This is a genomic window from Pseudoalteromonas sp. TAP-3C (assembly GCF_059888565.1).
Window position 1 is genome coordinate 2,637,110 of sequence record NZ_CM187618.1, and the last position, 14,614, is coordinate 2,651,723.

Annotated in this window: 18 protein-coding genes; 14 read left to right on the plus strand and 4 right to left on the minus strand. The window is 44.9% G+C overall.

Annotation, left to right across the window (positions count from 1 at the left end; genetic code table 11):
• Positions 1 to 142 precede the first annotated feature (142 nt).
• Together AC6H44_RS12385 and AC6H44_RS12390 are read left to right on the plus strand one after the other, a co-directional pair.
• Entirely contained in the window at positions 143 to 1,000 is an 858-nt protein-coding gene (locus AC6H44_RS12385; RefSeq protein WP_500735831.1) for a chitodextrinase, read from the plus strand.
• On the plus strand, positions 997 to 2,145 hold the full coding sequence (locus AC6H44_RS12390; protein ID WP_500735833.1) for a KTSC domain-containing protein: 1,149 nt from the start codon (positions 997 to 999) through the stop codon (positions 2,143 to 2,145). Before AC6H44_RS12385 ends, AC6H44_RS12390 begins: the two co-directional genes overlap by 4 nt.
• A gap of 639 nt (positions 2,146 to 2,784) precedes the next feature.
• On the opposite strand, the gene AC6H44_RS12395 is transcribed toward AC6H44_RS12390, so the two are convergent.
• Positions 2,785 to 3,822 carry an IS110 family RNA-guided transposase gene (locus tag AC6H44_RS12395; RefSeq protein WP_500735835.1) on the minus strand — a complete coding sequence of 346 codons (1,038 nt, stop codon included), beginning with the start codon at positions 3,820 to 3,822 and terminating at the stop codon, positions 2,785 to 2,787.
• Between the two features lie 275 nt (positions 3,823 to 4,097).
• Between AC6H44_RS12395 and tnpC the strand changes: the two genes are divergently transcribed.
• The 12 genes from tnpC to AC6H44_RS12455 all read left to right on the plus strand — a co-directional run bounded on the left by tnpC (position 4,098) and on the right by AC6H44_RS12455 (position 12,476).
• Complete coding sequence (tnpC, locus tag AC6H44_RS12400) at positions 4,098 to 5,012, plus strand: IS66 family transposase (RefSeq protein ID WP_500735836.1); 915 nt, start codon at positions 4,098 to 4,100, stop codon at positions 5,010 to 5,012.
• Between the two features lie 115 nt (positions 5,013 to 5,127).
• Positions 5,128 to 5,805, plus strand: coding sequence for a toxin-antitoxin system TumE family protein (locus AC6H44_RS12405; RefSeq protein WP_500735838.1), 678 nt, complete (start codon positions 5,128 to 5,130; stop codon positions 5,803 to 5,805).
• A 22-nt stretch (positions 5,806 to 5,827) separates the two neighbouring features.
• Positions 5,828 to 6,226 (plus strand): mercury resistance transcriptional regulator MerR, encoded by a 399-nt coding sequence (gene merR / locus AC6H44_RS12410; protein WP_500735840.1) that lies wholly within the window; start codon positions 5,828 to 5,830, stop codon positions 6,224 to 6,226.
• A gap of 102 nt (positions 6,227 to 6,328) precedes the next feature.
• The gene (locus tag AC6H44_RS12415) at positions 6,329 to 6,676 is read left to right on the plus strand and encodes a mercuric transporter MerT family protein (RefSeq protein WP_500735842.1); all 348 of its coding nucleotides are present in this window, start codon (positions 6,329 to 6,331) and stop codon (positions 6,674 to 6,676) included.
• A 31-nt stretch (positions 6,677 to 6,707) separates the two neighbouring features.
• Positions 6,708 to 6,983: a mercury resistance system periplasmic binding protein MerP gene (gene merP, locus AC6H44_RS12420; RefSeq protein ID WP_500735844.1), complete on the plus strand. Its 276-nt coding sequence runs from the start codon at positions 6,708 to 6,710 to the stop codon at positions 6,981 to 6,983.
• A 5-nt stretch (positions 6,984 to 6,988) separates the two neighbouring features.
• The gene (merC, locus tag AC6H44_RS12425) at positions 6,989 to 7,426 is read left to right on the plus strand and encodes an organomercurial transporter MerC (RefSeq protein WP_500735846.1); all 438 of its coding nucleotides are present in this window, start codon (positions 6,989 to 6,991) and stop codon (positions 7,424 to 7,426) included.
• 15 nt (positions 7,427 to 7,441) lie between these two features.
• Positions 7,442 to 8,887 (plus strand): mercury(II) reductase, encoded by a 1,446-nt coding sequence (gene merA / locus AC6H44_RS12430; RefSeq protein ID WP_500735847.1) that lies wholly within the window; start codon positions 7,442 to 7,444, stop codon positions 8,885 to 8,887.
• Positions 8,888 to 8,906: 19 nt separating this feature from the next.
• Positions 8,907 to 9,179 (plus strand): broad-spectrum mercury transporter MerE, encoded by a 273-nt coding sequence (merE, locus tag AC6H44_RS12435; RefSeq protein ID WP_500735849.1) that lies wholly within the window; start codon positions 8,907 to 8,909, stop codon positions 9,177 to 9,179.
• Between the two features lie 43 nt (positions 9,180 to 9,222).
• Entirely contained in the window at positions 9,223 to 9,468 is a 246-nt protein-coding gene (gene merF, locus AC6H44_RS12440) for a mercury resistance system transport protein MerF (protein ID WP_500735851.1), read from the plus strand.
• Positions 9,465 to 10,769 (plus strand): Glu/Leu/Phe/Val family dehydrogenase, encoded by a 1,305-nt coding sequence (locus AC6H44_RS12445; protein ID WP_500735852.1) that lies wholly within the window; start codon positions 9,465 to 9,467, stop codon positions 10,767 to 10,769. Before merF ends, AC6H44_RS12445 begins: the two co-directional genes overlap by 4 nt.
• Positions 10,770 to 10,817: 48 nt before the next feature.
• Positions 10,818 to 11,162: a hypothetical protein gene (locus AC6H44_RS12450; RefSeq protein ID WP_500735854.1), complete on the plus strand. Its 345-nt coding sequence runs from the start codon at positions 10,818 to 10,820 to the stop codon at positions 11,160 to 11,162.
• A gap of 120 nt (positions 11,163 to 11,282) precedes the next feature.
• Positions 11,283 to 12,476, plus strand: coding sequence for an IS4 family transposase (locus AC6H44_RS12455; protein WP_500735855.1), 1,194 nt, complete (start codon positions 11,283 to 11,285; stop codon positions 12,474 to 12,476).
• 60 nt (positions 12,477 to 12,536) lie between these two features.
• Here AC6H44_RS12455 and AC6H44_RS12460 read toward each other — a convergent pair whose 3' ends face one another.
• The 3 genes from AC6H44_RS12460 to AC6H44_RS12470 form a co-directional block, all read right to left on the minus strand.
• Positions 12,537 to 13,445 carry an AbaSI family restriction endonuclease gene (locus AC6H44_RS12460; RefSeq protein ID WP_500735856.1) on the minus strand — a complete coding sequence of 303 codons (909 nt, stop codon included), beginning with the start codon at positions 13,443 to 13,445 and terminating at the stop codon, positions 12,537 to 12,539.
• A 156-nt stretch (positions 13,446 to 13,601) separates the two neighbouring features.
• Complete coding sequence (locus AC6H44_RS12465) at positions 13,602 to 13,886, minus strand: addiction module antidote protein (RefSeq protein ID WP_500735857.1); 285 nt, start codon at positions 13,884 to 13,886, stop codon at positions 13,602 to 13,604.
• Positions 13,887 to 13,891: 5 nt separating this feature from the next.
• Complete coding sequence (locus AC6H44_RS12470) at positions 13,892 to 14,188, minus strand: type II toxin-antitoxin system RelE/ParE family toxin (protein WP_500735858.1); 297 nt, start codon at positions 14,186 to 14,188, stop codon at positions 13,892 to 13,894.
• Positions 14,189 to 14,614 lie beyond the last annotated feature (426 nt).

The following is a 14,614-nucleotide window of genomic DNA, read 5'->3' on the forward strand; positions in this document are numbered from 1 at the left end:
GTTTTAAAAAATACTTTAAATTTGGCAGCTACACATGTACCCATCACGTTATTAATATATTTAATACTTTCGACTTGCAATCACCCAAAAAATGAACTTAATTTAAAAAAAGTAATGGAGCTTCTATAAAAAGGAATTTGTAATGACTAAACTCATAGTTCTCACATGTTTACTATTCTGTTCATACACTTACGCTGTAAATATTTTTCAGCTTAACTCTGAATCTAAAAATGTAGATTTAACTAGCATTAAACCAAACCATCCACAATGGAATGCCAGCTCTATCTATGTAGCCGGTGATGTCGTTACTCACAACAACAGCTTATTTATTGCCGCTTTTTGGGTTAAGGGTATTGAGCCGATAGAAAACCAGCCACATTGGGATGGTTGGATTTGGCTGCAAAATACCATGATAGAAAAATGGCAAGCAAACAAAGTGTATCAAGGTGGCAGCCTTGTAAAATACGGACCTGACTACTTCCTTGCCCGTTATTGGAATGAGAATAACGAACCTAAGCCCCACAGTAGCTGGCAGCGCATTAAAGATTTATTTTACCTAACCCCAGATTTACCACCTGAACACCCTGACGACTACAAAACGCTGGACGGTGTTGACCAAAATGATAACGGTATTCGTGATGATTATGAGCGCTATGTATATGAAAAATTTGATTCACCGCAGCTCATCACCTTTAGTTTAGGTGCCGCTTCAACATTACAACTGGTTATTGATATTGAGCAAGGGCGTATACCAAATTTAGATGCTGATATTGGTAAGCAGATTATTTTAGATATGATTAACATCAGTTACTGTGTTCGATATTTACAAAATTCACAACCTCATTTTAGAGAACCTGAAATTTTATACTTTAATACAATAGACAGAGCTTACGCGAACCGAAAAAGCCAAAATAAAATTAGTGACTATATTGCTTGGGATGACGGTTTTCATCGAAATGCTGATAGAGACTGCAAAATACTTAAGGAGGACATAAAGTGAAAGCTATATATTTTTTATTCTTACTTATATTTCCAGTTTTTACGTATGGTAATTATCAAGCACTAGATCGGTACTGCTCTAAAAACATTGATAATGTACGCATTTTCTATGTAAATGGGATGCGAACTAATATCAAGCAATACAGGGCAAACTTAAATGAATTAGGTCACTTTCAAAATTATCATCTACCTGAATTTAAAAAAGGAGCATTTCCTACGGGGAGTTATAATAAAAGTGAAGCAATACTTATGCAAATATATGAAGTTGCGCAGCAAAAATATAGCGACTTACCTATATTTTCACCAGAGTATCGTATAATAACTGCGATCATTGGAGGCACTGTTAGCTCACTTTCAAATGTAGATATCGCCCAAATTGAATCAGTTTTACAGGATGTATTTACTGAAGTAAATTACTCTATTATTGACGAGACAGACTATAAAAATGCATTTCAAAGACTTCAATTTCAGATGCATTCTTGCAACCGTATTATTCTTATTGGTCACTCGCAGGGAAACTTTTACACCAATGCTCTTTTTGAGGAAACCATATCTACTTATCAATATAGCGACGGTTATCTTGCTTCCGATTATCCAATGGTTAGCCTAGCCGCAATAGCAACACCAACAAGCTCAATAGGAGGAAGTTTGGGGGAGGAATATAAAGAGATCATTTCACACCTTACACTTGACGAAGACTGGGTCATGCGAGCCGTAAGGATTTTATTTGGTAGTTTACCTTCAAACTATTCTGCTGAGTCTTTATTTGATTCAACTGGTCATGGGCTAATTGATGCATACCTAAGAAATAATGCAGTTGCAAATGCAATAAGCGCTGGAATTGAATTTTCTATACAAAACCAAATTCCATTCCCCTTGTTTGAACAACACCCAGTAAGATCCGATGCTTTTTCACACATAGGCTACTCAACGATCAGTAAAGTCCTTGATCTGAAATTTGAATCAGGAAGCGTTTACCGTTATTACAATATCCCAATTTTAGTATGGGATGAATTGTATTACTCAACATCAATGGGGAAGTTTTTTAATGATAATATTCGAGGTCAATACCCTTTTGATAAGTTAGATATTGAAAATATGACTTATCTAAAAATGACTACAGACGAGCCAATTGCAAAACAATGACAATAAACACCACCAGTTATAGCCGCAGTACTGCGAGTAACATTACTACAGCTAAATGGGCTTTTTATCATAAATTAAAAGCTATATTTTAAGCTCAGTTTATAATTTACTGGCTCACCTGGTTGAGTCCAAATTGCTGAGTAAGAGTTTGCATAGGAAATGCAGAGAAATGAAGCTCCGAGGGTCACCCATTAGAAAGTTCCGGTCAAGCAGACAGCCGTGTTTTCTTGATCTTTTTATTCAAAAAACCAAGTGTTCTTATTTTTTAAACTCAATTTAAATATGGCTACGCACCTAGTAATGACGTCGATTGGTGTGAATATGCACCGTGACTTGAATAAAGAACGCCATATGAATTAAGGCGGTTTAATAAGCATCATTGATGATTAATTAAGGCCCTTGGCTTTCGCCTCAGTCATCGTTTAGTGCCAATATCAGTCCAGTTTTTGGCAGTGTGCATGCACTGCGCAATAACAAATCAGTGGTTTATGTTTTCACATAACCAACCCTTTATGGCTCAGACATTGGGCATATCCAACATTTAAATTTGAGCGGTTAACGTGCAGGCTCAATCAGATCTGATGGTTTTACCAACCCTATTATTAACTCAACACGTTAACCTAATTCATTGTATAGCCGTTAAGAAAAAGCCTTGTGTTCATCAAATGGCACATTGTCTTTAAGCACGTGGTAACACGCTCTTGCAAGTTTATGCGCAACGGTTTTAATCGCGACTACGTTGTTTGTTTTAGCTAGTTTACGTTGATAATATTTTTTGATTGTTGGGTTATATCTGATGGCAAAATTAGCCGCCTCAGTAAACGCCCAGGATAAATAACGATTACCATTCTTTTGATTTGTAGCGCCTTTCTTTTTCCCATTGCTGTATTTTGCATCTTTAACGCAGCGGCAATACGAAGAAAAATTACCTGGGCTATCAAACCGTTTAATCGTGCCTGTTTCTAACATTATCGTCAGCGCTAATATATTTCCAATTCCATCGATACTGGTTAGGTTTATAAACTCAGGGGAGAGTGACATTTGTTTTAAAATCGCCCCCTCTATTGCATTGATTTGCTGTTGAGCACAACGTATTAATGAGAGGTTAGAAATGACTGCCAGCGCCGTGTTTATTGAACTAAAATCTGCATTCACTTGCTCAACATCCACGCCTTTTCTGATAGCAGCCATTTGCTTTATTTTGTTGCTGCTGAGCTTGTAGCCAAGATGTCGTATATAACAACTTTGCACTGATAATACGTTTTTAGTGGACTGTTGAACAATGTCCATTCGTTTACGCATTAAGTCGCGAACAGCCCTGAGTTCACGCGGGTAAATATAGCCCTCAGGCAGAATATTTAGCCGTAGCATTTCAGCCAGCCAGCGTGCATCACTATGGTCATCAGCATGTTTTAAGCCTGAATATTGTTGAATTGCAGCGGGGTTTGCTAAGTGAAGTTTAAACTCGGCATCCATTAATGCATCAACTAACCAATACCAATTAAAAGTTGATTCAACAACAAGCCCTGATAGCGTGTCTTTATAAGGGGTTAGAAAAGATAAAATGACGGACATATCATTATTTAAACGCTTAGTGGTAAGCGTTTCACCTTGTTCATTAATGATAGCAATAACACTATTATTTGAATGCAAGTCAATTCCACCATATAGTTTCATACTAAGCTCCTCGAGGTACAGTTTATGTTTTGTTCAACACAACTGTATCGAAAAACTCGAGGAGCTTTCTATATGATTATCAGATCTTGTTTCTTGCCAAGGGCAAACACCAATCTCAAGTTTAACACCCTACCCCGCTGTCATGCCCTTGGAATAAATGCCCTACTCTTTATTTAGCCATCTTTTCACCTATCAATTTGTATAAATTAATACCTAAAGATTATCCATAACCAATAAAAAGGCAAGAAGAAAGACTTGACCCTGACGAATCCGTGATGAAATCGGCCAACGTGCTGCTGCCCATCATCAACCTGATGCGCGACAAACAACATGAAGGCAACGTCATTGCGATGGATGAAACGCCGCTACAAGTATTGAAGGAGCCCGGCAAAGCCGCGACCTCCAAGAAATACATGTGGGTTTCCCTTGGCGGTTTGCCGGGGCAACAAAGCATACTGTATGACTACGACCCGTCGCGTAGCGGGCAAGTGCCGCTGACATTACTCGAGGGCTTTAAAGGGTATCTGCAAACTGATGGTTATGATGGGTACAGTCCTGCGTGTAAAAAATATAGTCTCACTAGTGTGGGTTGCATGGACCATGCACGGCGTAAATTTAAAGATGCCTTCGACGCTGCGCCAAAGAAAAAAACCAACAACGTCGGCAAGGCTGCCGTGGCACTCGCCTTGATTAAAAAGCTCTACAATATTGAGCGCCAGATAAACGACCTAAGCGAGAAACAAACAGACTTCACGGCTGAGCACATCAAAGCGTATCGGCAACAAAATAGCGTGCCGATATTAAATGACATCAAAGCGTTCCTCGATACTAATGTGAACAAAGTGCCTAAAGACAGCTTAACGGGCAAGGCCATTCACTACATGTTGAACCAATGGAAAAAACTGACGGTTTACTGCACCTGTGGTGAGCTGCGTATCAGTAATATCTTAGCCGAAAATGCCATTCGCCCGTTCGTGGTTGGGCGCAAAGCTTGGCTGTTTGCCGACACCCCACAGGGTGCCCATGCCAGCGCGGTGTGTTACAGCATCGTAGAAAGTGCCAAGCTTAATAACCTTGAGCCGTATCAGTATCTTCATGACTTGCTAACCAAGTTACCTTATGCCGAAACAGTAGAGCAAATCGACGCGCTGCTGCCATGGAATATCAGCAAAAGCGATCAATTAGCATAACTGTCAATATACGCGCAGAATTGAGCGCTTACCCTTAAATTGCTAATAAACGCCAGCTAAAATCAATACTACACACAATTGTCACAAGGATGCACCATATGGTACTGTTAGCCATATGAAAGCGGAATTACTCTTTAGAGACAAGTACGTCTACCGGGATGGGGCCATCCGCGAAATGGTGATCTGGCGATTACCGATACCAGACACGGAGCGGCCACATGGATTGAAATACCGGCTTTATTACGGCCAGTCCGGGCACTGCCTGGTTCGCTATGACAATGACGCGGCAAAGGGGATCACCGGCATTACGGAAATTCCGGAGGACAAGAGAGCGAAGAGGATTACACCTGGATCTCCGTGCAACAGCTCATCGCCGATTTTAAAACCGACATTGAACGACTGCGAGGTAAATAACATGACTAAACAGCATATCCATATTGGTACTGAAACACCCGACAAAGGGTTTGAACGCTTCGTGGATGCCTGGCAGCGGGCCCAAAGCGATAAAAAAACAGAGGGCAAGAAAATCGATACAGAGATCCACCTGAATTTCGAGGATCTTTCCATGCTTCTGGCAGTGATTACCCCTCGGCGCCTGGAGGTGCTGAAGACGCTCCGCCAACAAGGGTCGATGAGTGTCCGTTCGCTGGCGAACACATTGGCGCGCGACTACAAGAATGTCCATGCCGATACCCGCGCCCTGGAAGAAGCAAGTTTGTTGGAGCGGACAGGATCCCGCACCTTGCGGGCCCCCTGGGATGTCATCGATGCACATCTAAGCCTTGTGGCATGATGGCTTGCGTTTCGCGGTGGCCATGACGTATAGCATCGGACAGCTGGCCAAATCGGCAGGCGTCAACGTCGAGACTGTCCGCTATTACCAGCGGCGTGGTCTTATCGAACAGCCCGACAAGCCAAGCGAAGGTTATCGCCGCTACCCAGAGACCACTTTGAACCGGATCCGGTTTATCAAGCGTACCCAGGAACTGGGATTTACCTTGGAGGAAATCACCAACCTGCTGACCCTCAATGACACTCCCTGTCAGGAAGTGCAAAACATGGCAGCGCAAAAGCTCACCAGTGTGCGTGCCAAAATGGCCGATCTGCGCCGCCTGGAAATCGTCCTCAATAATTTATTAAACCAATGCGCCGTCAATCCTGACCAGGCACATTGCCCCATTATTGAATCCCTGCTACCCGAGCATAAACCTTAAAAACACATTGAGTATATTTCTGCTTGACTCTGTACCATGGTACGGCGCTTAGGCTTACTTCACTGAAACAAATCAAGTGCTGAAAAGGAGCTAAGTAAAACCATGCCAAAAAACCATTTAAATCTGCCGCTGATTGGCGGTATAGCGGCCGCCATTGGCGTTGGCTTGTGCTGCGTTGGCCCCTTGTTGTTGCTAACCCTGGGCATCGGTGGTGCCTGGATCAGCAACCTGACCTTGTTGGAACCCTATCGCCCTGTGTTTATTTTTGCCGTGCTGGCCCTGTTCGGCTGGACCGGTTGGAAGCTCTACCGTCCCGTTGAGGCCTGCGAACCGGGCACCGCCTGTGCGGTACCACAAGTGCACAAGCGTCGCCAGGTGATTTTCTGGATCAGCGCACTCCTTGCCCTGGTACTCATTACCAGTACTTACTGGATATTACTAATTGTCTAACTACTTACCTAACTAAATGAGGAAAAAACCTATGACTAAAATCCTATTCACTTTCACCTTGCTCGTCGCCAGCCTGTCTGCCTGGGCCAAACCCCAAACCGTCACCTTGGATCTGCCCAGCATGAACTGCGTCACGTGCCCGATCACAGTGAAAATGGCGCTGAACAAGGTGGAAGGCGTATCCAGCGCAGAGGTCAGTTATGAGAAAAAACAAGCGGTGGTGACTTTCGAGGACAGCAAAACCACTGCCGATGCCTTGGTTAAGGCCACGACCCATGCCGGTTATCCCTCAACGGTCCAGGAGTAATCGCCATGGAAACACTCATTCGTTTACTGACCCGCATTGGCGATAAAATTGGCTCTTTGGGCGCCGTGGTAGCGGCTATGGGCTGCGCCATGTGCTTTCCCGCCATAGCCACGCTAGGCGCAGCCCTTGGTCTTAGCTTTCTGAGCCAGTGGGAAGGTGTGTTCATTAATACGTTATTGCCTCTGTTCGCCTGGATTGCTCTGGTACTGAATGGCCTAGGCTGGTTCAGTCACCGCCAATGGCACCGCAGCCTATTGGGCATATTGGGTCCGGTATTGCTACTGCTGTCCCTGTATCCCTGGTTTCAGTACGGCTGGAGCACTTATGTCACTTATTTGGCCCTGGGCTTGATGGTGGCAGTATCACTTTGGGATATTTTTTCACCGGCCAACAAGCGCTGTAATGATGATAGCTGCGCCGTGCCAACTAACAAAGCTAATTAAAGGAAGCAGATAATTATGACTAACGATACAAGAAATGAATACTCAAAAGTACCCGAAGTAGCCATTATTGGTAGTGGTTCTGCAGCCTTCGCCTGCGCCATTAAGTCCGCAGAGCGGGGAGCCAGAGTTACTCTTATCGAGGCGGCAGAGGTGATCGGTGGCTGTTGCGTCAATGTCGGTTGCGTGCCCTCCAAAATCTTGATCCGCTCCGCCCAACTGGCGCAGCAGCAGCGCAGCAATCCTTTTGCAGGAGTTAAAAACCATCAGCCCGAGATAAGCCGTAAATTACTCAGCAAACAACAAATAGCGCGTGTCGAAGAACTTCGTGTGGCGAAATACCAAAACATTTTGGATGCCAATCCTGCTATCAGTCTGGTCAAAGCCTGGGCACAGTTTAAAGATAAAAACACCTTAATCCTCAGCAAAACGGATGGTACGGAAGAAGAGTTCTACGCCGATAGAATTCTGATCGCAACCGGGTCAACACCGACCATCCCACCTATTAATGGTCTCGCGGATACGCCTTATTGGACTTCTACTGAAGCGCTTTTTGCCGAAGAGTTGCCGAAATATTTGGCCGTTATTGGCTCATCCGTGGTGGCGCTGGAACTTGCTCAGGCTTATCAACGTTTAGGCAGTAAAGTAACGGTATTGGCACGACATACCCTGCTGTATCGCGAAGAGCCTTTACTGGGCGAAAAACTCACGCAGTGCTTTGAAAAAGAGGGCATTCGTGTCCTGACGAACACCCAGGCGAGTCAGGTGTCCCATGATGGCAAGCAATTTACTTTAACCCTAGAGGGTGAAGGACAAATCGGTAGTGAAAAACTGCTTTGCGATAAGCTCTTAGTCTCGACCGGACGCCATGCCAATACGGCTAAGCTCAACCTGGAAGGGATCGATGTCAAAACCGAAAAAAATGGTGAAATCATCATTAATAAGCACATGGAGACTAACGTGGCAGGTATCTATGCTGCCGGCGATTGTTCCACCATGCCACAATTCGTCTACGTTGCCGCAGCGGCTGGCAGCCGTGCCGGGATCAACATGACGGAGGGAGACGCTCAACTGGATTTGTCCACTATGCCCGCAGTGATCTTCACCGATCCGCAAGTAGCCACCGTTGGATTCACTGAAGCACAGGCCCAGCAGCAAGGTATTGACACTGACAGTCGAGTATTGGGTATGGAGAACGTCCCCCGCGCCTTGGCCAATTTCGAGACCGATGGTTTTATCAAGCTTGTGGTTGAAAAAGCAACCGGACGCTTAATCGGTGCCCAGATCCTGGCTCACGAGGGGGGTGAACTGATCCAAAGTGCAGCCCTGGCCATTCGTAACCGCATGACAGTCACCGAGTTGGCGGAGCAGTTATTTCCCTACCTGACTATGGTTGAAGGCATAAAGCTGTGCGCCCAGACTTTCAACAAGGATGTCAAAGAACTGTCCTGTTGCGCGGGGTGAGTCTTGCGGGGAGATGTAGATGAGCGATATAAAGCATGACTGCCATTCAGATCCTGATAGGGGTAGGCGCAGTATCGCGCCCAGCAAGCCCGCATCATCTACTTGGAGAGCCTACGCCTGGGGCCTACTCGCCGCCCTGAGCTGCCCCTGTCATCTGCCGATTTTCGCCGTCTTGTTGGCCGGCACCAGCGCCGGTGCCTTCATCGGGAAGCACTGGGCAATTGCCGCCATCGCGCTGACTGGCCTGTTCGTGTTGTCGCTAATGCGGCTGCTACAGATCGGCAACCGGTGACTGACGACCACACACACATCATTTTCCGAAGGAGAACTGAACGATGAAAAATCCCAAAACACTTCTGCGAGTTAGTCTGATCGGGACGGTGATCGTCGCCCTGTGCTGCTTCACGCCCATCCTGGTCGTGCTGCTCGGTGCCGTAGGTCTGGCGGCACTAACCGGTTATCTGGATTACGTTTTGTTACCGGCTCTGGCCTTTTTCATCGGCCTGACCGCCTACGCCCTATGGCGCAAGAAACAGTCCGATGCCTGCTGCGATACCCCATCCAATAAGGAGTCACAATGATGAGCCACTCAAACTCCCAAGCCTTCGGTGATAACGATCACCTGAACGCGATCTTTGACCAACTAGATGTCGCTGAAGACGTGCGCCGACGTCTGGCCCAGCCACAGCAGACCGTGCAGATCAACGTCCCGGTCCGCATGGACGACGGCGCTTTGCAATTCTTTCCGGCCTGGCGCATCTGCTACGACGATACCCGAGGCCCCGGAAAGGGTGGCATTCGTTTCCATCCGGACGTCAGCGCGGAGGAAGTCACAGCGCTCAGTTTCTGGATGACGATCAAGTGCGCGGTGGTAGACCTGCCGTTCGGTGGCGCCAAGGGCGGTGTTTGCGTCGATCCCAAGGTGCTCTCTCGACTGGAACTGGAACGCCTGTCGCGTGGCTATATCCGCGCCTTTCACGATCTCATCGGGCCGGATCGCGACATTCCGGCGCCGGATGTCAATACCAACGACACCATCATGGGCTGGATGGCCGATGAATTCGCCCGGATCGAACGCCGCCAGGTACCCGCCGCCATCACCGGCAAGCCGCTGGGACTGGGTGGCTCTAAGGGGCGCACCGCAGCCACCGGGCGCGGTGCCCTGCAGGTGCTCGATTTGTGGGCGGAACGTCGGGGCAAAGCACCGGAAGAGCTCAGCGTGGCAGTCCAGGGCTTCGGCAATGCCGGCTATCACTTCGCCCGGCTGGCCCACGAGCGCGGTTATCGCATCGTCGCGCTGTCGGACTCAAAAGGCGCCATCCATTCTGATGACGGACTCGACCCGGACCCGATCTGGCGGCACAAAAACGAGAACCGTGAACTCAAGGGCATGGTCTATTGCGACGCTTCGGTCTGCGAAGAATCCGAGTTCGAGCAATTGACGAACGATGAACTGCTGGCGATGAATGTGGATGTATTGGTACTTGCTGCCATGGAAAACGCTATCACCGAGGATAACGCCGCGTCGGTAAATGCTACCACGATCCTGGAAATCGCCAACGGGCCGGTTAGTGGTGGTGCTGATCGGCTGTTGGTAGATCGCGGTATAGAGGTGCTACCCGATGTATTGGTTAATGCTGGCGGCGTGATCGTCAGTCATCTGGAATGGGTGCAAAACCGTATTGGCGATATCTGGTCCGAAGAGGAAGTCACCCAACGACTCGCCGAGCGTCTGGCCCTTGAGGCCGGGTTGTGTTTTAACTATGCAGAGAAGAATGGCGTCACTCTGCGGACTGCGGCCTACACCCAGGCCATTGGCCGTATCGCGGGTGCCATGGCCCATCATGGTACCCAGGAATATTTCAATGGCGCTTCCCGTTGAGCTGGGGCCGACGGTCGACTTGGCGGATTGATTGGTAGGATGGCCCTCATGAGGCGGTCGGCTTCCAGCTCTGTCTTGCGGGGGTGGTTCATTATCACCGCAACACTCATTTTCCCGGTATTCGTCCAGGCGTTCCCGGCAGAAGATGCGATGACGGATTCGCCCACGCTCAATCTGACCATCGGCCAGGTGGGCATCGACCGGCATGTGGAAAACCCCTGGCGCTACGGCATCGAATACCGATTGCGCCCCATCGGGGATTACCGTCTCGTGCCATCGCTGGGGTTTGCCTGGGTCAAGAACGGCGCAAGTTTCCTGTATGGCGAGTTGAAGCGTGATTTCCCATTCGGAAACGGCATCGTCCTGATGCCGAGTTTCGGGGTTGGCGCCTGACGAATCCCCACAATTTGATAATATAAATCAATAAGATAATGTAAAAAACAGTTGAAGTGCACAGCCAATTCTGATCTTATATGTTTTTTCCGACCAAAGAAATTACAAAGTAAATCGACTATGCACTTGAGTAAATTATTACATAAAACATTTTCTAATACAGCGGGTATTATTGATAAGCGTAACCACTGCACATTAATGAAAGCGGTAGAAACACTCTGCCAACATAAGTTCTTATCCATTGCTGCTTTAGGGCGAAAACTAAAGAGCAACGCGAAGGTTAAACACACTATTAAACGAATGGATAGGTTATTTGGCAACCCCCGCGTCCAGCACGCCCGCTACCACTATTACCAAGAAATCACTCGCCGCGTGATTGGTCAAATTAGACGTCCATGCGTGACGATTGATTGGTCTGGGTTAACACCCTGTGGCGAGTTTCATTTATTACGAGCAGCAGTCCCAGTTAAAGGTCGAGCAATGACAATCTATGAGCAAAGTTTTCGTGAATGTGAATACATGAAGCAAAGCGTGCATAAGGATTTCCTCAAAACACTTAAATCAATATTGCCTTCTGAGTGCAAGCCGATCATCGTTACCGATGCAGGATTTCGCAATCCTTGGTTTAAGTTAGTGCTTAAATTTGGTTGGGATTTTGTAGGCAGAGTGAGGCATCAAACACAATATCAAAAGCCAGAAGATGATACATGTTGGTCACCAGTCAAAACACTTTACTCAAAAGCAACTGCAAGACCCGCTTATTTATTTGAAACACAACTCGCTAAAGCCAATTCATTGAGTGGTCACTTTTACTTATTTAAATCAAAACCTAAACAAAGAAAGAAGAAAAATCTTCGAGGAAAAACTATTCGCAGCAGCGTAAGCTTGAAACATGCTAAAGGTGCGACGGAGCCATGGTTATTATTTACCTCATTGTGCAATATTAATTATTCAGCACAAGATATTGTTAAAATTTACAGTCAACGAATGCAAATAGAAGAGTCCTTTAGAGACTTAAAAAACACAAGTAATGGCTTGAACTTACGTCATTGTCGTAGCTATGAAAAAGGCCGCTTGAATGTCGCATTATTGATAGCATTAATTGCTAATTTTATCCTTTGGCTAGCAGGTTTAACGGCAAAAATATTGAATGTGCATAGAAGCTTTCAGGCGAATACGATAAAGGATAGAAACGTGCTGTCTTGTTTTAGTTTAGGAACGCAATACTTCGAAAAATTTGGCTATAAAATAAAATTGAAAACGTTTTTAGAAGCACTCAACCAACTAAATAAGGATTACCGTGAGTGCTTGTAGCTTGGATAAAAAATGTGGGGATCCCTCAGGATTTGACCCTAATCTAGTTCTGAGGGATCATTAACTTATGAATTGTTTTATTTTACTGAAGAAATGCTCTATTTTTTTTTCTGACTCTTTAATATCTTTTAGTGAGTTTTCACAGGACAAAATCGCATAGTATTTTGGCACACCTTCTCTAGAAATCTGTCTAGGTTCAACAAGCTTAATCACATAAGACTCTATATCTTCAGGGTAGTACATTAACCTTACGTTAACTCTTCCTGTTTTTCTGGCATATACTGCTAAGGTAACGTTATTATTGGATATTAAGAACCCATATTCACCATTACTAATCGAAGGTATACCACGGACTGAGCCTGTTTTTATCTCATAACCGTTATTTTTTAAGTTATCAGCAAAAAAATCCATTTTTTCAGGTATCTTATTGTCAACTAGTGCATTCCAATGTGACTTTGAATATTCACCAGAACGAAAATTCAGCCTTGGGTTTTTATATAACCAAGGGCTAGTATCTTTTTCCTTAACAAATTCAATAATGTTATCAACTTGGTTATAGATTGACTCCCGGCAAGAAACCCTTATAAATTTACATCCTAATTCACTTTCAATTTCTTTTTGTCTTTTTATATCATGATCTTTCTGAGTTTCGTGATAAGGCTCATCAACCTCGATAGCTAAATTTAAAGCAGGTATATAAGCATCTATATAATAATCTTTACCCATCAAACCCACATGATACTGTGATTTAATCTCAACAAATTTAAGCGCATAGTGTAGAGCGTATACAACCATAGATTCATAACGCTTATGGCTTGTTTTTGTATTATGAAAAATATATTCCTCATTAGCAGTGGGTTTTGACTTATCTGGCTCATGATAGTTATAACCACACCAGCATAGTTGAGATTTTGACTCATTATCTCGATCGCATCTTGGACAAGCATCTAATGAAATTTTTTTACCCATTTATTCTTTCTCATAATTTAAATTAATCATATCTGCAATAGTGTAGTGGTCAAAATTAGTTGACCACTACACTCCGTGGTGAAATTCACTTTTTCGCCCTAAAGGACGACCTACAATTTAAACAAAGCCGTTAGGTTTCGTTTCACTCAATCCAACCTACGCCACTTGTGTTGTAAGGCGAAAATTAAGTGCTTTCATCACTTTAAAAACAGTTTCCCAACGAGGTTTAGTTTTACCATTTACCGCCTTATACAAGCTTTCACGGTTTAACCCTGTCGCCTTAGCAATATCACTCACGCCATGTTTTTTAACTAATAAGCCGAGTGCTTCAATAAAGGTATTTGGATCGTCATCAGCTAAACACTCTTCTAAAAATGTATTAATTTCTTGTTGGGTTTCCATATAATCAAACGGGTTAAAATCTGATGTTTGTACAGTCATAATAGTTACTCCAATTCACTTAAAAGGGCTTTCGCTTTGCTAATATCTTTACTCTGCGTGCCTTTATATCCGCCATTGAGTAGTAAAATAATCTCATTGCCTTGGATTATGTAATAAACACGATAGCCTTTCCCTACAAAAATACGCATTTCAGATATACCACCGCCAACGGGCTCGCTATCGCCAAAGTTACCATTAATAGCGCGCGTTATACGTTTAGCAATCGCCATAAATGCTTGCCGATCTTTTAGCTTTTTAAGCCACTTGTCGAACTCGTCGGTTTTCTTAACACGATATTTCATAAAACAAGTGTAGCCCAAAGGCTACATTTGCGCAATATTATTTAAATTACAGACGGTAATGTTAAAACCAACAATCTACTTTAAACCTCGGTGCAGCGCGAAGCGCCTCTGAGTTATCTGTGGTGAAATTCTTTTTTGGGCTAAAGCCCAACCTACAATCACACGCGCCAGCAAGCTCAGCGCCTACGATGGTTAACTGTATCCTTGGTGTTAAATCATTCGTAGCTGAAATCGTCTCCTACAACAGATATTAAACCTCGGTGCAGCGCGAAGCGCCTCTGAACTCTCTGTGGTAAAATTCACTTTTTCGCCCTAAAGGACGACCTACAATTTAAGGCATGCTCGTTGGGTTTCGTTTCACTCAACCCAACCTACATTTATACAATTAACGTTAATCACCACATACAAAAAAAGCCGCTGCATTGC